General features: G+C 71.1%; 13 protein-coding genes. 3 read left to right on the forward strand and 10 right to left on the reverse strand.

Features of this window, described 5'->3' with window-relative positions; genetic code table 11:
* Window positions 1-168 precede the first annotated feature (168 nt).
* The 6 genes from whiA to ACIQPT_RS17605 all read right to left on the reverse strand — a co-directional run bounded on the left by whiA (window position 169) and on the right by ACIQPT_RS17605 (window position 6,948).
* Complete coding sequence (gene whiA, locus ACIQPT_RS17580; RefSeq protein ID WP_032790781.1) at window positions 169-1,158, reverse strand: DNA-binding protein WhiA; 990 nt, start codon at window positions 1,156-1,158, stop codon at window positions 169-171.
* On the reverse strand, window positions 1,149-2,183 hold the full coding sequence (gene yvcK / locus ACIQPT_RS17585; RefSeq protein WP_401156784.1) for a uridine diphosphate-N-acetylglucosamine-binding protein YvcK: 1,035 nt from the start codon (window positions 2,181-2,183) through the stop codon (window positions 1,149-1,151). Before yvcK ends, whiA begins: the two co-directional genes overlap by 10 nt.
* On the reverse strand, window positions 2,180-3,172 hold the full coding sequence (rapZ, locus tag ACIQPT_RS17590; RefSeq protein WP_401156785.1) for an RNase adapter RapZ: 993 nt from the start codon (window positions 3,170-3,172) through the stop codon (window positions 2,180-2,182). Before rapZ ends, yvcK begins: the two co-directional genes overlap by 4 nt.
* Window positions 3,169-5,226, reverse strand: a complete 2,058-nt coding sequence (gene uvrC / locus ACIQPT_RS17595; protein ID WP_401156786.1) for an excinuclease ABC subunit UvrC — start codon at window positions 5,224-5,226, stop codon at window positions 3,169-3,171. The genes rapZ and uvrC overlap by 4 nt, the downstream gene beginning before the upstream one ends.
* Before the next feature lie 131 nt (window positions 5,227-5,357).
* Window positions 5,358-6,326, reverse strand: coding sequence for a hypothetical protein (locus ACIQPT_RS17600; protein ID WP_401156787.1), 969 nt, complete (start codon window positions 6,324-6,326; stop codon window positions 5,358-5,360).
* Between the two features lie 4 nt (window positions 6,327-6,330).
* The gene (locus ACIQPT_RS17605) at window positions 6,331-6,948 is read right to left on the reverse strand and encodes a papain-like cysteine protease family protein (RefSeq protein WP_401156788.1); all 618 of its coding nucleotides are present in this window, start codon (window positions 6,946-6,948) and stop codon (window positions 6,331-6,333) included.
* Between the two features lie 227 nt (window positions 6,949-7,175).
* Here ACIQPT_RS17605 and ACIQPT_RS17610 point away from each other — a divergent pair, with 227 nt between their 5' ends.
* Window positions 7,176-8,102 (forward strand): hypothetical protein, encoded by a 927-nt coding sequence (locus tag ACIQPT_RS17610; RefSeq protein WP_401156789.1) that lies wholly within the window; start codon window positions 7,176-7,178, stop codon window positions 8,100-8,102.
* Between the two features lie 44 nt (window positions 8,103-8,146).
* Here the strand turns inward: ACIQPT_RS17610 and ACIQPT_RS17615 are convergent, their stop codons facing one another.
* Complete coding sequence (locus ACIQPT_RS17615; protein WP_364958055.1) at window positions 8,147-8,575, reverse strand: Rieske (2Fe-2S) protein; 429 nt, start codon at window positions 8,573-8,575, stop codon at window positions 8,147-8,149.
* Between the two features lie 250 nt (window positions 8,576-8,825).
* A complete protein-coding gene (gene uvrA, locus ACIQPT_RS17620) occupies window positions 8,826-11,876 on the reverse strand; it encodes an excinuclease ABC subunit UvrA (protein WP_401156790.1) in 3,051 nt (1,016 codons plus the stop codon).
* Between the two features lie 175 nt (window positions 11,877-12,051).
* Here uvrA and ACIQPT_RS17625 point away from each other — a divergent pair, with 175 nt between their 5' ends.
* Together ACIQPT_RS17625 and ACIQPT_RS17630 are read left to right on the forward strand one after the other, a co-directional pair.
* Window positions 12,052-12,741 carry a maleylpyruvate isomerase family mycothiol-dependent enzyme gene (locus ACIQPT_RS17625; protein ID WP_401156791.1) on the forward strand — a complete coding sequence of 230 codons (690 nt, stop codon included), beginning with the start codon at window positions 12,052-12,054 and terminating at the stop codon, window positions 12,739-12,741.
* Between the two features lie 10 nt (window positions 12,742-12,751).
* Window positions 12,752-13,408, forward strand: coding sequence for an MBL fold metallo-hydrolase (locus tag ACIQPT_RS17630; RefSeq protein ID WP_401156792.1), 657 nt, complete (start codon window positions 12,752-12,754; stop codon window positions 13,406-13,408).
* Between the two features lie 950 nt (window positions 13,409-14,358).
* On the opposite strand, the gene ACIQPT_RS17635 is transcribed toward ACIQPT_RS17630, so the two are convergent.
* Together ACIQPT_RS17635 and ACIQPT_RS17640 are read right to left on the reverse strand one after the other, a co-directional pair.
* Window positions 14,359-16,140, reverse strand: a complete 1,782-nt coding sequence (locus ACIQPT_RS17635) for a serine/threonine-protein kinase (protein WP_401156793.1) — start codon at window positions 16,138-16,140, stop codon at window positions 14,359-14,361.
* A gap of 524 nt (window positions 16,141-16,664) precedes the next feature.
* Window positions 16,665-17,684 (reverse strand): TerC family protein, encoded by a 1,020-nt coding sequence (locus ACIQPT_RS17640; RefSeq protein WP_401156794.1) that lies wholly within the window; start codon window positions 17,682-17,684, stop codon window positions 16,665-16,667.
* Window positions 17,685-17,773: the final 89 nt, after the last annotated feature.

Below are 17,773 nucleotides of genomic sequence, written 5' to 3' on the forward strand. Positions count from 1 at the left end.
ACATCGAGAGGGCCCTTGCGCGCCACCGGATACGGCAGGAGGCCCGTACTCGCCAGTAGGGGTACGGGCCTCCGTCACGCCGGTCGGGACCTGGGTCCCGGTGGTGCGGGACCTGGGTCCCGACGGGTCCGGGACCAACGTCCCGCGCTCGCCGCCGCGTCGGCGGTCTCAGCCCACCAGGCCGTCGGCGAGCTCCTCGCTGAGGGTCGACTCGGTCCCGGGGATGCCCAGGTCCTGGGCCCGCTTGTCGGCCATCGCCAGCAGCCGGCGGATCCGGCCGGCGACCGCGTCCTTGGTCAGCGGCGGGTCGGCGAGCGCGCCCAGCTCCTCCAGCGAGGCCTGCTTGTGCTCCATGCGCAGCCGTCCGGCGGCGGCGAGGTGCTCGGGGACCTCCTCGCCGAGGATCTCCAGCGCGCGCCCCACCCGGGCCCCGGCGGCGACCGCCGCGCGGGCCGAGCGGCGCAGGTTCGCGTCGTCGAAGTTGGCGAGCCGGTTGGCCGTGGCGCGGACCTCGCGCCGCATCCGGCGCTCCTCCCAGGCGAGCACCGCGTCATGGGCGCCGAGCCGGGTCAGCAGGGCGCCGATCGCGTCGCCGTCGCGGACCACGACGCGGTCCACGCCGCGCACCTCGCGGGCCTTGGCGGCGATGGAGAGCCGGCGCGCCGCCCCGACCAGGGCGAGGGCCGCCTCCGGTCCCGGGCAGGTGACCTCCAGCGAGGAGGAGCGGCCGGGCTCGGTGAGCGAACCGTGGGCGAGGAAGGCTCCGCGCCAGGCCGCCTCGGCGTCGCAGGTGGCCCCCGAGACCACCTGCGGGGGCAGCCCGCGGATCGGACGGCCGCGGCCGTCCACCAGACCGGTCTGACGGGCCAGCTGGTCGCCGCCCGCCACCACCCGTACGACATAGCGCGAGCCGCGCCGCAGTCCGCCGGGGGCCATCACGATCAGCTCCGAGCTGTGCCCGAAGATCTCCAGGATGTCGCGCTTGAGCCGGCGGGCCGCGTTCCCCGTGTCGAGCTCCGCCTCGATCACAATCCGGCCGCTCACCAGGTGCAGCCCGCCCGCGAACCGAAGAATCGCCGAGACCTCTGCTTTCCTGCAGCAGGTCCGGGTGACGGGAAGATGAGAGATTTCGTTCTTCACCGCTGGCGTCATCGCCATGGGCCGATCCTTCCATGCATCCGAAAAATACGGTCGTACGCGGCGGCCAACAGCTCCTGATCATGGACCGGAACGCCGTCGGGCGATGCCACCGGCGCCAGCTCGACCGCGGCTCCGAGCCGTTGTGCGGCATCGGCGAGGGACTCACGGTCGGGCACGGCGGCCTCATCGGCCAGCACCACGTCCAAGGCGAGTTTAGGGGCGTGTCGCCCCAAAACCTCCAAATGACGCTGCGGTGAGAAGCCTTCTGTTTCACCGGGCTGGGGTGCGAGGTTCAACGAGAGGACCTTGCGGGCCTTCGTGGTGACCAGGGCGTCGAGCAGTTCCGGAACGAGCAGATGCGGGATCACGGAGGAGAACCAGGAGCCGGGACCGAGCACCACCCAGTCGGCGTCCAGGACCGCTTCCACGGCTTCCGGGACGGCCGGCGGGTCGGGCGGGACGACGTGCACGGACTGCACCTCGCCGGGCGTGAGCGCCACCGTGGCCTGGCCGCGCACGGTGACGATCGCGTCGGGCAGCTCGGGGTCGTGGCCCTTGACCAGCGCCTGGAGCTCCAGCGGGACGGCCGACATCGGCAGCACCCGCCCGTGCGCGCCGAGCAGCTTGCCGACCAGGTCGAGCGCCTGGACCGGGTCGCCGAGCTGTTCCCACAGGGCCACGATCAGCAGATTGCCGACCGCGTGCGCGTGGAGGTCGCCCTTGGACTCGAAGCGGTGCTGGATGACCCGGGACCAGGTGCGGCCCCAGTCGTCGTCGCCGCACAGCGCGGCGAGGGCCTTGCGCAGATCACCGGGGGGCAGGACGCCCAGCTCCTCGCGCAGCCGGCCGCTGGAGCCGCCGTCGTCGGCGACGGTGACCACGGCCGTGAGATCGCCGGTGATCCGGCGCAGCGCCGCCAGGGACGCCGAGAGACCCATGCCGCCGCCGAGCGCGACGACCTTGGGCTGAGCACCGCGCTTGCGGCCGGAGAGCGCCGAGGTGGCGCGGCTCAGGCGCCGCATCCGCAGATTGCGTCCGGTCACTCTCGCCCCATGTCACGGTGGACGAGGACGGTCTCGACGCCTTCGGCGGCGAGGCGGGCCGAGAGCTTCTCCGACATGGCGACGGAGCGGTGCTTGCCGCCGGTGCAGCCGACCGCGATGGTGACGTACCGCTTGCCCTCGCGGCGGTAGCCGGCGGCGATCAGCTGGAGCAGCTCCGTGTACTGGTTGAGGAACTCCTTGGCGCCCGGCTGGTCGAAGACGTAGTCGGACACCTCCTCGTTGACGCCGGTGAAGGGGCGCAGCTCGGGGACCCAGTGCGGGTTGGGCAGGAAGCGGCAGTCGACGACCAGGTCGGCGTCGACGGGCAGGCCGTACTTGTAGCCGAAGGACATCACCGTGGCCCGCAGCTCCGGCTCCGAGTCGCCCGCGAACTGGGCGTCCATCTTGGCCCGCAGCTCGTGCACGTTGAGGCTGGAGGTGTCGATGACCAGGTCGGCGTCGCCGCGCAGCTCGCGCAGCAGGTCGCGCTCGGCCGCGATGCCGTCGACGATGCGGCCGTCGCCCTGGAGGGGGTGCGGGCGGCGGACGGACTCGAAGCGGCGCACGAGGGCGTCGTCGGAGGACTCCAGGAAGACGATCCGCCGGGTGACGTGCTTGGCCTCCAGGTCGGCGAGGGATTCGCGGAGGTTGTCGAAGAAGCGCCGGCCGCGCACGTCGACGACGACGGCGATCCGGGCCACGTTGCCCTGCGAGCGGGCGCCGAGCTCCACCATCGTGGGGATCAGCGCGGGCGGCAGGTTGTCGACGACGAACCAGCCGAGGTCCTCCAGACACTTGGCGGCGGTGCTGCGGCCGGCGCCCGACATCCCGGAGATGATCACCAGCTCGGGGATGGCCGCGTCACCCGTCTCGTTCGGGGTGTTCGTACTCACGTCTGCTGCTCCGTCTGCTCGGTCCGTGGTGTCGGCTGTTTCTGTGGCGTTCGGGTCCGCGGTGTTCTGTGCGGCCTCGTGGCTGTTCTCGGTCATGAGCTGCCCCCGTCGTCCTCTTCAATGATCTCTCCTGTGGCCGTGTTCACGGCAGGTGCCGCGGGAGCGGTCGAGGCTAGGGCCGCGGCCACCGATTCCGCCGTCCTTCGTCCTATCCCGGGGACCTCGCAGATCTCGTCGATTGTCGCCTGCCGGAGCTTCTTCACCGAGCCGAAATGCTTGATCAGCGCCTGCTTCCGGGTCTCGCCGAGGCCGGCCACGTCGTCGAGGGGGCTGGAGCGGATGCGCTTGGCGCGTTTGGCCCGCTGGTAGGTGATGGCGAAGCGGTGGGCCTCGTCCCGGACGCGCTGGAGGAGGTAGAGGCCCTCGCTGGAGCGGGGCAGGACCACGGGATCGTCGTCGTCGGGGAGCCAGACCTCTTCGAGGCGCTTGGCGAGGCCGCAGACGGCGATGTCGTCGATGCCCAGCTCGTCCAGGGCGCGCCGGGCGGCGGCGACCTGGGGCTGCCCGCCGTCGACGACGACGAGCTGCGGCGGGTAGGCGAACCGCTTGGGCCGGCCGTCGTCCTCCCGGGGCTCGCCGTCGTCGGCGGCCGGGGCGTCGGCGGTGGGGGCCGGGGCGGGGACGGGGCCGGTGGCGGCGGGCCCGGCGGCCGGGGCGTCCGCCGGCCGCTCCTCCCACTCCCCCGTGCGCTCCTTGTCCTGGAGGTAGCGCTTGAAGCGGCGGCCGATCACCTCGTGCATCGAGCGGACGTCGTCCTGGCCCTCGAAGCCCTTGATCTGGAAGCGGCGGTACTCGCTCTTGCGGGCGAGGCCGTCCTCGAAGACCACCATGGAGGCCACCACGTCGTCGCCCTGGAGGTGGGAGATGTCGTAGCACTCGATGCGCAGCGGGGCGGTGTCCAGGCCGAGCGCCTCGGCGATCTCCTCCAGGGCGCGGGAGCGGGTGGTCAGGTCGGAGGCCCGCTTGGTCTTGTGCAGCCCGAGCGCCTGCTGGGCGTTGCGCTGGACCGTGGCCATGAGGTCCTTCTTGTCGCCGCGCTGCGGGATGCGCAGGCTGACCTGGGAGCCCCGGCGCTCGGCGAGCCACTGGGAGACCGCTTCGGCGTCCTCGGGCAGGGCGGGGACCAGGACCTCCTTGGGGACGGCCTCGCCGCGCTCCTCCCCGTACAGCTGCTGGAGGGCGTGCTCGACGAGGCCGGAGGTGTCGACCGCCTCGACCTTGTCGGTGACCCAGCCGCGCTGGCCGCGCACCCGGCCGCCACGGACGTGGAAGATCTGGAGGGCGGCCTCCAGCTCGTCCTCGGCGACGGCGATCAGGTCGGCGTCGGTGGCGTCGGCGAGGACGACGGCGCTCTTCTCCATGGCCCGCTTGAGAGCCTCGGCGTCGTCGCGGAGGCGGGCGGCCCGCTCGTACTCCATCTCCTCGGCCGCCTGCATCATGTCCTTCTCCAGGCGGCGGATGTAGGTGCCCGTGCGGCCGGCCATGAAGTCGCAGAAGTCCTCGGCCAGCTCCCGGTGTTCCTCGGGGGTGACCCGGCCGACGCAGGGGGCCGAGCACTTGCCGATATAGCCCAGCAGGCAGGGGCGGCCGGTGCGCGCGGCGTTCTTGAAGACCCCGGCGGAGCAGGTGCGGACGGGGAAGACCCGCAGCATCAGGTCGACGGTCTCGCGGATCGCCCAGGCGTGGCCGTACGGGCCGAAGTAGCGCACGCCCTTCTTCTTGGCGCCGCGCATGACCTGGACGCGGGGGAAGTCCTCGTTGAGCGTGACCGCGAGATAGGGATAGCTCTTGTCGTCGCGGTACTTGACGTTGAACCGGGGGTCGAACTCCTTGATCCAGGAGTACTCCAGCTGGAGCGCCTCGACCTCGGTGGAGACGACCGTCCACTCCACGGAGGCGGCGGTGGTGACCATCGTGCGCGTACGCGGATGGAGTCCGGCCAGGTCCTGGAAGTAGTTGGCCACGCGCTGGCGCAGGTTCTTGGCCTTCCCGACGTAGATCACCCGGCGGTGCTCGTCGCGGAACTTGTAGACCCCCGGGGAGTCGGGGATCTGACCCGGCTTGGGGCGGTAGCTGGAGGGGTCTGCCATGTCTCACACCCTACTTGCGGGCAGTGACAGCGCGTCGTCCTCACGTGTTGCCGGGGGCGGTGCCGCGCTCCGGGGTGCCGTGGGGTGTTCGCACCCCGGAGCGCGGGCCTGCGGTCCGGTCGAGCCGGTGCTCAGGCGTCCGTGGCCGGGGGTCGCCCGGTACGGCTGCGGCGGCGCAGCGCGGCCGCCCCGCCCAGGGCCAGGGCGAGCAGCGCCCCGGCCCCTGCGGTGGTGGAGACGGCGGTCAGGGCCGTGTCCGGCGAACCGGATGCCGCCCCGGCGAGCGTGGGGCCCGCGGCGGTGTCCGGTGCCTGGCCGGCGGCCGGGCCCTGGACCGGGCCGGGGGCGGGTGCGGGGGCCTGGCCGCCGGCCGCCTCGGGCCCGTAGCCGCCCGCCTTGCCGGAGCGGGCGTATCCGGAGCCGGGCAGCTTGTCGCCGTACGCCTCCTGGACCCGGGTCCGGTAGGCGTCGAGCGTCGTGCCCTTTGCTCCGACGGCAGTCGTCGCGTCCTCGTCGAGCGGGAGCACCCGGGAGCCGTCGTGGACGTACCAGGCGTCGATCTGCGGCTCGCGGAACACGGTGCCGCCGGGGAGCGCGCGGGCCCCCCGCGCGGTGTAGCGGGCCTCGTCGTCGCCGGTGGCGATGTTCACCACCTGCCAGTCGCCGCTGCTGTCGGCCCCGGCGGGGACGGTCCACAGGGAGGCCTTCTGGCCGTCGGAGGAGACCGCGGTGCTGGCCAGGTAGTCCAGGGTGCTCGGGGCGGCTCCGGGCTTTCCGGCGACGAAGGCGGCGGAGAGCGTGCGGACGGGAACCGCCTTCGCGGTGATCCGAGGGGCCGCCTTCGCCTTGCTCACCGCGCCCTCCCGGGCGAAGAACCGGGACAGGGTGTCCAGGGTCGCGGGCTCGGTGGCGGCCTCGTGGGCCGCTTCGAGGGTCGCGGCGGTCAGCTTCGGCGGGGTGGCCGCCGGGCCGTCGTCGGCGAGGGCGGGGGCGGCGGCGGTGAACAGGGCGGTGGCGGTGAGGGCGGTGGCGACGGCGATGCGCCGGGCGGTGGTTTCGGTGTGTCGGGTGGTGTCGGTACGCCGGGTGGTGGAGTTCATGTCCTCACGCCCCGATCCGGTAGAGCGAGTGGGTCCAGGAGAACTCGTTGTTGTTGACGTACCAGGCGTGCGAGGCCCAGTTGTAGCGGTCGCTGGAGGGCCATGGATCGCCCCAGTAGACCCAGCTGTTGGCGTCGTCGTAGCCGTAGATGACATGCATGTGGCCGCCGCCGGACGACCACTGGATGCGGGTCTCGATGGGGCGCTGGGCGGATATCTCGGCCTGCACGGTCGGGTAGCGCAGCCAGCCGGTGACGTAGCTGCCGGGCCTGACCCCGGCCCAGGACAGGCCGGTCTGGACGTTGCCGAGCGTGGCCTGCGAGTTGGGGCACTGGGAGTTCTGGTTGCGGTTGAAGGCGGCGTTGCAGAACTGGTTCTGGGAGTAGTTGCGGCCGAACCAGGCGGCGATGGTGTTGCCGCCGGCGGCCCAGCACCAGTTGCTCTGCTGTTGCGCCTGCATGGTGATGTTGAGCCGCTGGGCGGCGGCGACGGAGCCGCTGGCTCCGTCCGGGGACTGGGCGGCGGTGGCGGTGCCCGCGGGGACGGCGAGCAGGACGGCGGCCAGGAGGGCGGTGAACGAGAACCTTCCGGGCTTTTGGGGGCTGACTCTTCGGTTGCGCATGGCGTTCCTCCCGAAGCGGGGGGTGGGGATCGGAGGAGCGCGTCCGGACGCTGACGATGAGCATCCGGCGTTGTCCGGAGCAGGTCAACACGCTTCAATGCGAGGTGACATCACGGTGTGAACGGCACGGCGTCCGTGTGAACGGCCCCGCCCCGGTCACCTGCTCCCCCGCATCCCCCGGGGGCGGTGTCGCCACTCCCCACGTGAACGTTCACCGGAGGCCCGCCATGCGGCAGACCGAGACCGAACTGGCGCAGGTACTGCGGACCGGACCGTTCCATCTGGCGTTGCGCACCGCCCTGTCGGTGCGCGGGCTGCCGCTCCAGCGGGTGCAGCACCATCTGGCGCACCGGGGCGTCAAGCTCGGAGTGACCAGCCTCAGCTACTGGCAGCAGGGGGTACGCCGCCCCCGGCGGGCCGAGTCGCTGCGGGCCGTGCGGGCGCTGGAGGAGGTGCTCGCCCTGCCGGACGACTCGCTGCTGCGGCTGCTGCGCGACGGGGACGCCCCGGCGGAGGGGGACCGTCCGGCGGGGCGTTCGTACCGCTCGCTGATGGAGGCGTCGGGCTCGGTGGAGCGGCTCCTCGCGGCGATGGAGTCACCCGTGGACGGCGGGCTGCACACCGTGGGGCACCAGGAGCGGGTCCGGATCGGGGCGCGGCGCGAGCTGGCGGGGCGCACCTCCCGGCATGTGGTGCGCGCGCACCGGGACGGCGTCGACCGCTATCTCGCGGTGCACCGGGGCGACCCCGGCTGCGACCCGTCGCGGATCGCGGTGCGGGCCCTGGAGAACTGCCGGACGGGCCGGGTCCGCTGGGATCTGGACGCGGGGGTGCTGGTGGCGGAGCTGCTCTTCGACACCCGGCTGCGTTCCGGCGAGACGTATCTCTTCGGCTACGGCTTCGAGGACGGTACGGGCGGGGCCAGCGGTGAGTACGTGCGCGGCTTCACCTTCGGGGGCGGCCAGTACGTGCTCCAGGTCGGCTTCGACGAGGCGGCGCTCCCGGTGCGGTGCCGCCGGTTCGCCCAGGCCTCGGCGGGGGCGGCGCGCGGGGCCCGCGGGGACCTCACGCTGACCGGCCGGCACCGGACCGTGCACCTGGTGGAGGAGGGCGTACGGCCGGGGCTGATCGGGATCGACTGGGACTGGGAGTGAGGGCCTCGGCGCGGGGGCCTCAGGCGTGGGGGACCACGGCTTCGTCAGGCGTCGGGGCCCGCGACGAGCTTTCCGCCCTCGGCGGTGACCGGGACGGCGGGCAGCGGCACGGTGGCCGGGCCCTTCACCGGCTTGCCGGTGGTCATGTCGAACCGGCTGCCGTGGCAGGGGCAGTGGCCCTCGGTGCCCTCGACCTTGTCCAGGACGCAGCCGCCGTGGGTGCACTGGGCGCTGAACGCCTTGTACTCGCCCTTCGCCGGGCAGACGACGACCAGGCGCTGCTCGCGGTAGAGCTTGGCCCCGCCGACGGGCACCTCGGACGCGGCCCCGAGGTCGACGGGCGCGGTGGGGGTGGGGTTCTTGGCGTGGCCGAGCTTGGAGTCGGTGGAGCAGGCGGCCGCTCCCAGCCCTGCGGCACCGGCGAGCGCGGCACCCTTCAGCACGGTACGGCGGGCGGCGGGCAGACCGGGCATGCGGGCTCCACGGGTCGTTGTTCGGGGTGGATCACGGGGATCGCACGGTGAATCGGGTCGCCGGACAGGGCGGTGCGACGACGGCGGCCCTGGGTTCCGATGACAGAACCGACGATACCGGCGGGGATCGGAAGCCCTGCGACCGGGCCGGAACGCTTCCCCTTCGACGGGCGACGGCGGCCCCCTTCGTGCTGCGGGGGCCGCCGTCGGCGACGTGGGCGGTTCGACGAGAGGGCCGAGGGCCGTTCGCTCAGGCCTTCCGGGCGCGGGCGGTCTTCTTCGCGGCTGCCGTCTTGGTGGCGGCCGCCTTGGCCGTACCGGCTGCCTTGGCACCCGTGGCGTTCGCCTTGGCCGCCGTGGCCTTCGTGGCCTTCTTTGCCGTGGCGGCCGTCTTCTTCGCCGGGGCGGCCTTGCGGGCCGTCTTCCGCCCGGTGGGCACCGCGGCCTCGCTGATCCGGTCCGCGTCCAGGATGGACTGGAGGAACTTCCCGGTGTGGCTGGCGGGCACCGAGGCGACCTCCTCCGGCGTTCCCTCGGCGACGACCAGGCCACCGCCGTTACCGCCCTCGGGACCCATGTCGACGACCCAGTCGGCGGTCTTGATGACATCGAGGTTGTGCTCGATGACGATCACGGTGTTGCCCTTGTCCACCAGGCCGGAGAGCACGGTGATCAGCTTGCTGATGTCCTCGAAGTGCAGACCGGTGGTCGGCTCGTCCAGGACGTAGACCGTGCGGCCGGTGGAGCGCTTCTGGAGCTCGCTCGCCAGCTTGACGCGCTGCGCCTCACCGCCGGAGAGGGTCGGCGCGGACTGGCCCAGCCGCACATAGCCGAGGCCGACCTCGTTGAGCGTACGGAGGTGGCGGGCGATCGTCGGGACGGCCTCGAAGAAGTCCAGGCCCTCCTCGATCGGCATGTCCAGCACCTCGGCGATGGACTTGCCCTTGTAGTGGACCTCCAGGGTCTCCCGGTTGTAGCGCGCTCCGTGGCAGACCTCGCACGGGACGTACACGTCGGGCAGGAAGTTCATCTCGATCTTGATGGTGCCGTCGCCGGAGCAGTTCTCGCAGCGGCCGCCCTTGACGTTGAAGGAGAAGCGGCCCGGCAGATAGCCGCGCACCTTCGCCTCCATCGTCTCGGCGAAGAGCCTGCGGACGTGGTCGAAGACTCCGGTGTACGTCGCCGGGTTGGACCGGGGGGTCCGGCCGATCGGCGACTGGTCGACGTGCACCACCTTGTCGACGAGGTCGTCGCCGTCGACCCGGGTGTGCCGGCCGGGGACCGACTTGGCGCCGTTCAGCTCGCGGGCCAGGTGGGTGTAGAGGATGTCGTTGACCAGGGTCGACTTCCCGGACCCGGAGACGCCGGTGACGGCGGTGAGGACGCCGAGCGGGAAGGAGACGTCGATGTCCTGGAGGTTGTTCTCCCGGGCGCCGTGCACGGTGAGACTGCGGGCCGGGTCGACCGGGCGGCGGATGTCCGGGGTCGGGATGGACCGCTTGCCGGACAGATACTGGCCGGTGATCGACTCCTTGTTGGCCAGCAGTTCCTTGAGCGAGCCGGAGTGGACGACCTTGCCGCCGTGCTCGCCGGCGCCGGGGCCGATGTCGACGACCCAGTCGGCGACCTTGATGGTGTCCTCGTCGTGCTCGACGACGATGAGCGTGTTGCCCATGTCGCGGAGCCGGACCAGGGTCTCGATCAGCCGGTGGTTGTCGCGCTGGTGCAGGCCGATGGACGGCTCGTCCAGGACGTACAGCACGCCGACCAGGCCGGAGCCGATCTGGGTGGCCAGCCGGATGCGCTGGGCCTCGCCGCCGGACAGGGTGCCGGCCGCGCGGTTCAGCGACAGATAGTCCAGGCCCACGTCGACAAGGAACTTCAGCCGCTCGTTGACCTCCTTGAGCACCCGCTCGGCGATCTTCTTGTCGCGGGCGTTCAGCTTGAGGCGGCCGAGGAACTCGGCGCACTCGCTGATCGACATGGCGGCGACCTCGGCGATGGACTTCTCCATCACCGTCACCGCGAGGACGATCGGCTTGAGCCGGGTGCCCTCACAGGTCGGGCAGGGCACCTCGCGCATGTAGCCCTCGAAGCGCTCCCGGCTGGAGTCGCTCTCGGCCTCGGTGTGCCGCCGCTTGACGAACTGCACCGCGCCCTCGAAGGCGGGGGTGGTGTAGGCGCGCTCGCGCCCGTACCGGTTGCGGTAGCGGACCTCGGTCTGGATCTTGTGGCCGAAGAGCAGGGCCTTCTTCGCCCGCTGCGGCAGCCCGGCCCAGGGGATGTCCGTACGGAAGCCGAGGGCTTCGGAGAGCGCGCCGATCAGGCGGCCGAAGTACTCCTTGGTGTGGCCGTGGGACCAGGGGTGGATCGCGCCCTCGTCGAGGGACTTCTCCTCGTCCGGGACGATCAGCTCCGGGTCGACCTCCATGCGCGTGCCGATGCCGGTGCAGTCGGGGCAGGCGCCGAAGGGCGAGTTGAAGGAGAAGGAGCGCGGCTCCAGCTCCTCGAAGGAGAGGTCGTCGTACGGGCAGTAGAGGTGCTCGGAGAACATCCGCTCGCGCTCGGGGTCGTCCTCGGGGAGGTCGACGAAGTCGAGCACGACCATGCCGCCGGAGAGGCCGAGCGCGGTCTCGACCGAGTCGGTCAGCCGGCGCTTGGCGCTGTCCTTGACGGTGAGGCGGTCGACGACCACCTCGATGGTGTGCTTCTCCTGCTTCTTGAGCGTGGGCGGCTCGGCGAGCTGGATGGTCTCGCCGTCGACCCGGGCGCGGCTGTAGCCCTTGGTCTGGAGGTCGGCGAAGAGGTCGACGAACTCGCCCTTGCGCTCGCGCACCAGCGGCGAGAGGACCTGGAAGCGGCTGCCCTCGGGCAGGCCGAGGACCTTGTCGACGATCGCCTGCGGCGACTGGCGGGAGATGGGGCGGTGGCACTCGGGGCAGTGCGGCTTGCCGATCCGGGCGAAGAGCAGCCGGAGGTAGTCGTAGACCTCGGTGATGGTGCCGACCGTCGAGCGCGGGTTGCGCGAGGTCGACTTCTGGTCGATGGAGACCGCCGGGGAGAGGCCTTCGATGAAGTCGACGTCCGGCTTGTCCATCTGGCCGAGGAACTGCCGGGCGTACGAGGAGAGCGACTCCACGTAGCGGCGCTGCCCCTCGGCGAAGATCGTGTCGAACGCGAGGGACGACTTGCCCGACCCCGAGAGCCCGGTGAAGACGATGAGGGAGTCACGGGGCAGGTCGAGCGAGACGTTCTTCAGGTTGTGCTCGCGCGCGCCACGGACGATGAGACGGTCGGCCACGCCGGTCCGCACCTTTCTAGAGAGAAGCGGGGGAACTGAGCCCCTCTCCCAGGGTATGGGGGGCGCCACAGCGGTGTAAGAAGCTTTCGATTCCGAGCGTATAGCACGCACATTCGATTTACGGCCGACCTTCGACTCCTTCACCCGAATGAGTGGCGGAGCTAGGCTCGGTCGCATGATGGATCATGCGCACGACCTGGGAGCTGTACGCGGGGCGACCGAACGGCTGCTCGACGCAGTCGGCAAACTGGACAACGTCTCGGTCGCCGGGGCGTCACGGTTGCCCGGATGGAGTCGGGGCCATGTACTGGCCCACCTGTCACGTAACGCCGACGCGCTCGGAAATGTTCTCCAGGGTCTCCCGATGTACGCGAGCAGCGAAACCCGGGACGCCGACATCGCCGACGGCGCCCCCCGCCCGGCGGCCGAGCAGCTGACCGACCTGCGGGAGAGCGCGGACAGCTTCCTCGCGGTCGCCGACGAGCCGGCCGACTGGTCCCGTACGGTCACCCTGCGCAACGGCGTGACGGACTCCGCGTCCCGGGTGCCCTTCCGGCGGCTGATCGAGGTGGAGATCCACCACGTCGACCTCGACATCGGCTACGAGCTGGAGGACCTTCCCGCGGAGTTCGTGTCGCGGGAGATCGCGTTCCTGACGGATCGCTTCTCGGGCAACCAGGACGTGCCCGCGACCGCGCTGACCGACCTCGACGGCCGCACCTGGAGCACGGGCGGCGGCCCGCCGAGCGCCCTGGTGACGGTGCAGGGGCCCGCGGTCGAGCTGATGGGCTGGCTCTGCGGCCGCCGTGACGGCTCGGCCCTGACCGTGGCCGGCGGCCCCCTTCCCCCGCTGCCCCCGCTATAGGCTGAGCCGTATGACGTACAGCGGAGCGGTGAAGGTCGGCGGACCGGCGAGCGTGCACGAACTGGCGGATCTGATGATCTCCAAGGTGGCCGTCGGCGCGATGAACAACAACGCCTATCTGCTGCGCTGCCGGGCGACCGGCGAGCAGCTGCTGATCGACGCGGCCGCCGAGCCGGAGACCCTGCTCGCGCTGATCGGTGACGACGGCATCGCGTCCGTCGTCACCACCCACCGGCACGGGGACCACTGGCAGGCGCTGGCCGAGGTGGTCGGGGCGACCGGCGCCCGGACGTACGCGGGCCGCTACGACGCCGAGGGCATCCCGGTCCCGACCGATGTCCTGGTCGAGGACGGCGACACCGTCACCGTCGGCCGGGTCGAGCTGACCGCCCGCCATCTGGCCGGTCACACCCCGGGCTCCATCGCCCTGGTCTACGACGACCCGCACGGCGCCCCGCACCTGTTCACCGGGGACTGCCTCTTCCCCGGCGGGGTCGGGAACACGAACCAGGATCCGAAGGCGTTCGCGAGCCTGCTGCACGACGTCGAGACGAAGCTGTTCGACCGGCTGCCCGACGAGACGTGGGTCTACCCGGGCCACGGGCACGACACGACGCTCGGCGACGAGCGGCCCCAGCTGCCCGAGTGGCGCGCCCGCGGCTGGTAGTCGTCGTCCACAACGGCCGGTTCTTTGCGGCCGGGGCTGTGGAACGCCCCCCTGTTACGGACGCCGGTCATCCCTGTGTACGGGTGGGCCTGCTCGGTGTACTGATGGGCCTGATCGGTCGGCGGGACTCGACCAGACCAGCCCCAGCACCAGCGCCCCCAGGCTGAGCGTGGCCAGGAGCCCGCCTGCCCGCGCTGTCTCTGCGTCCTTCTGAACGTCAGGGTCGGCAAGCAGTTCCCTGCAGGTGCGATTGCCGCCGTGCGGCCGAAGATCGAGCGTGTTGTACGGCGGCTGTTCGGCTCGCCCCTGGCAGGTCATAGCGCCGCTGGTCGACACCCACATCCAGCCTCCGGCGACGATCCCCACCAGCGACAAGGTGACGACCCATCGCCGTAACCCCCAGCCGGCCTTGTCCGTCCGGGGCGCGGTCCCGGTGTGCGGGGGCGGTACGGGGCTCTCGTCGTTGTCCACCTGCTCCACCTCGGCCAGGCGTGCCGCGCGCTGCCGTACCTGGGACTCCCAGCCCGCCCACTTCTCCGGTGGGACCAGGAGCGCGCCGCCGTGTCCGGCCTTCCGGGCATGCGCCGCGGCGTCCATGACCTCACGCCCGGGGGACACCCGCACCGGCTTCCCGCACTCTCCGCACCGCCAATAGCTCATGTGCCGTCAGCCTCCCCTTGTCAGCTGCACCGTACCGATCCCAGACGGGCACCTGCGTACGGCGGCCTCCCGAGCACTCGGTGTCGCCGACGCTGCCCAGGGTGAGGAAGCCGCCCCGCTTGCGGGTCTGGACGGCTCCGTTCAGGGTGACGACGCGGAACAGCGGGCCGGAGGTGTGCCCCTGGCGCGGAGCTCGGCAAGCCGTGCGGACATCCGGCGCACCAGGCAGACGGCCGGGTCGGGATCCGCCGGGGGCGGTGCAGGTCGCGACGAGGAGGCCGAGGAGCACGTCAGTCAGCCCTGCTGCGCCGGATGATCCGCCCGTCGAAGGAAGCGATGAGCAGACCTCCGGTCTGGTACTCGCCGCTGGTATGGATCATCATCGCCGCCTGCCCCTCGTACCAGTCGAAGACCACGTAGCTGTCATCGGGGTTGGGCTTCAGTACACCCAGTTCGGTCTGGGCGATGCGGAGAATACCGGGCAGGGCGTCCCAGTCGACTTCGTCGAGGTCCAGCAGGCGATGCCCCTTCAGGATGCCCTCGGCGCCCTGGAGAGTGCCTTGGCCGTCCTTGTACGAGAAATTGTCGAACACCTTCTTGCCCTGCACTGTCTCTTCGTCCAGGAGCGTATTGCCCGAGGCCCGGTCCGGGCGCAGGCCGAACATGGGGAGCACCTTGGTCCCACCTGTCACCGCCTCCATCTTCTTGAGGACTCTCCGGGCACCGGAGGGGGTGAGCAGATCGGTTTCCTCCTTGAGCGCGGGTGTGGGCGAAGGGGCAGGGCTGGACGCCGGAGAGGCGGAAGGGCTGGACGTGGGTGTGTGCACGCCGGAGGGAGTGGACGAGGCCCCGGCGGACGGCTTGCCGTCGTCGCCGAAGACTGGCGCGTACTCCCTGGCCAGCAGCCCGATCACCAGGGTGCCCACCAGGGCCGCCGGAAGCACGAGCCGTCGGCGTGACCGTCCGGCCCCCGTACCGTGTACGGGCGCCCGGCTCGTCTCCGCACCGGAGCCCCCCGCGCCGTCGGTCCCGCCGTCCGGTTCGGGGTCGGCGTCCGGCCCGTCCGGTGGGCGGCCGGTGCCCGGCGCCGGCGCGTCCCGCGCGGACGGACCAGGGATGGACGGCTCCGTGGGTGTGTACGGGGCCGGACCCTGGGCCTGGGCCTCGCCGGACTTCTCCACGGGGCCGGTCCGCACGGATGGCGCGGCGATGCCGTCGACGACTGTCACGACACGGTCTCCGGCGGCTTGCGCGAGGAGCCGATCGAGCGACTCCGCGCCGGGCCGGTCGGCGACGTCCTTGATGAGGACGGACCTCAGTACGGGGCCGAGGGCACCCGCCCGTCGGGCCGGCGGCACGTCCTCCTCCAGGATCGCGGCCAGTGTGGCCAGGGTGGACGAGCGGTGCATCGGGTGGTGCCCCTCGACCGCGACGTACAGCATCATCGCCAGCGACCACAGATCGGACGAGGGGTCATCATCATGGCCGCGCAGCCGTTCCGGGGCCATGTAGTCGGGCGAGCCGATGAGTTCGCCGGTATTGGTCAGGCTGGTGGCCTCGCGCACGGCGGCGATGCCGAAGTCGGTGAGCAGGGGCGTGCCGTCGGCACGCATCAGCACGTTGCCCGGCTTCACGTCGCGGTGCAGGATGCCCGCGCCGTGCGCGGCCCGCAACCCGGCCAGCACGCCCCGGCCCAGCCGCGCCGTCTCGGTGGGTGTGCACGGCCCACGCTCCAGCCGGTCCTGGAGCGAGCCGCCGGAAATCAGCTCCATCACCAGCCAGGGATGCGCCACCTCCGCCGAACTCACGATGTGGTGGATCGTCACCACGTTGGGATGGCTGATCCGGGCGAGCGAGACGGCCTCGCGCAGCACCCGCTTGCGCAGCATCTCCGCCGCGTCGGGACGCAACCGCAGCAACTCCGGATCCGGCGGCCGGACCTCCTTCAGCGCCACATCCCGGTGCAGGACGATGTCGCGCGCCCGCCACACCAGTCCCATTCCGCCGCCGCCGAGCCGTTCCAGCAACTCGAAGCGCTCGTCGATCACGCTTCCCTCGGATCCCGCAGTCATGGGCGGAACAGTACGGCACGGATCGATCACGGATCCACGACACCGAATTCATTGAACTCACCGCATTCACATACACGTTGAGGCCTTGGCCGACGCACTTCCGCGCACCCCCCGGACGCTGGACGCGGCCTGCCGCGATATGCGCGAGGCCGTCGACCTCCTCGGGCGGGTCGGCATCGGGCGTGGACATCGTGAGGCGTGACCGTCGGCCATAGCTATGGGTCCTGGGCGCGAACTCGTTCCTGACGGGCCGCGGGAAATCGCGGCGGACACCGCGCACCGCCGATTCGCCGCGTGGACATGAGCCGGCTTGTGGCGGCGCCTGCGCTGCGAACACCCACAACACCCTTGCCCTCACGCCTCTGGTCACGGCCGGCCCCGCGGTGCGCTCGCGGCGCGGGCAACCCGGGTTCGCATCCGTAGCCGTCCGCGTACGCACGCGAAAGCGGCCGGGGCGGACGGCCTTCGCCGTTCCGCCCCGGCCGCTGCCGGTGTGTCCCTGTGCCGCTCGGGGCGGCCCCGGGTCAGCTGTTGATGCTCTTGCTCTCCTCGTCGGCCGGGCCGGCGATCTCCGCCTTCGCGGCCTCCTCCGCCTCGGCCGCCGCCTGCTTCTTGTTGGCGATCAGGCTGGTGATCGTGGTGATCACCAGGACGCCGCAGATGACGGAGAGCGAGAACGGGATGGAGATCTCCGGCACGTGCACGCCGTTCTCGTGCAGGGCGTGCAGCACCAGCTTGACGCCGATGAAGCCGAGGATCACCGACAGGCCGTAGCTGAGGTGGACCAGCTTCTTCAGCAGACCGCCGATGAGGAAGTACAGCTGACGCAGACCCATCAGCGCGAACGCGTTGGCCGTGAAGACGATGTACGGGTCCTGGGTCAGGCCGAAGATCGCCGGGATGGAGTCCAGCGCGAACAGCACGTCCGTCATACCGATGGCGAGCATGACCACCATCAGCGGGGTCAGGATGCGCTTGCCGTTCTTCTGGATGAAGAGCTTCGTGCCGTGGTACTGGTCGGCGACACCGAAGCGGTGCTCGATCTTCTTGAGGAGGCGGTTCTCCTCGAACTCCTCGTCCTCCTCGTCGGCCCGTGCCTCCTGGATGAGCTTCCAGGCGGTGTAGATCAGGAACGCGCCGAAGATGTAGAACACCCACGAGAAGTTCGCGATCACGGCGGCGCCGGCGGCGATGAAGATCGCCCGGAGCACCAGGGCGATGAGCACACCGATGAGCAGCACGCGCTGCTGAAGGTGCGAGGGCACCGAGAACTTCGCCATGATCAGGACGAAGACGAAGAGATTGTCGACGCTCAGCGACTTCTCGGTGATGAATCCGGCGAAGAACTCGCCGGAGGCCTGGGTCTCGCCGAAGACCGCGAGACCGGCTCCGAAGATGATGGCCAGGGCGATCCAGACGATCGTCCAGATTCCGGCTTCCTTGGTCGACACGTCATGAGGCTTGCGCCCGATGAAGAAGTCGACGGCGATCAAGGCCGACAGACCAAAGATGGTCAGGGCCCAAAGGGTCCATGAAACGTCCACTGCGCCTCCGGCAGTTGCTACGGCTACTGATCAGCGTCGTCGCTGCCGGAGGTCTCTTCCATCCCTGCGCACGGTACGCGCCTGGACCG

The organism is Streptomyces sp. NPDC091289 (genome assembly GCF_044757365.1).
GTDB lineage: Bacteria > Actinomycetota > Actinomycetes > Streptomycetales > Streptomycetaceae > Streptomyces.

Coding starts and splice junctions, on each gene's coding strand:
- whiA (WP_032790781.1), bottom strand. CDS start 1,158: ATGGCGATGACGCCAGCGGTGAAGAACGAAATCTCTCATCTTCCCGTC.
- rapZ (WP_401156785.1), bottom strand. CDS start 3,172: ATGACCGAGAACAGCCACGAGGCCGCACAGAACACCGCGGACCCGAAC.
- uvrC (WP_401156786.1), bottom strand. CDS start 5,226: ATGGCAGACCCCTCCAGCTACCGCCCCAAGCCGGGTCAGATCCCCGAC.
- ACIQPT_RS17600 (WP_401156787.1), bottom strand. CDS start 6,326: ATGAACTCCACCACCCGGCGTACCGACACCACCCGACACACCGAAACC.
- ACIQPT_RS17605 (WP_401156788.1), bottom strand. CDS start 6,948: ATGCGCAACCGAAGAGTCAGCCCCCAAAAGCCCGGAAGGTTCTCGTTC.
- ACIQPT_RS17610 (WP_401156789.1), top strand. CDS start 7,176: ATGCGGCAGACCGAGACCGAACTGGCGCAGGTACTGCGGACCGGACCG.
- ACIQPT_RS17615 (WP_364958055.1), bottom strand. CDS start 8,575: ATGCCCGGTCTGCCCGCCGCCCGCCGTACCGTGCTGAAGGGTGCCGCG.
- ACIQPT_RS17625 (WP_401156791.1), top strand. CDS start 12,052: ATGATGGATCATGCGCACGACCTGGGAGCTGTACGCGGGGCGACCGAA.
- ACIQPT_RS17630 (WP_401156792.1), top strand. CDS start 12,752: ATGACGTACAGCGGAGCGGTGAAGGTCGGCGGACCGGCGAGCGTGCAC.
- ACIQPT_RS17635 (WP_401156793.1), bottom strand. CDS start 16,140: ATGACTGCGGGATCCGAGGGAAGCGTGATCGACGAGCGCTTCGAGTTG.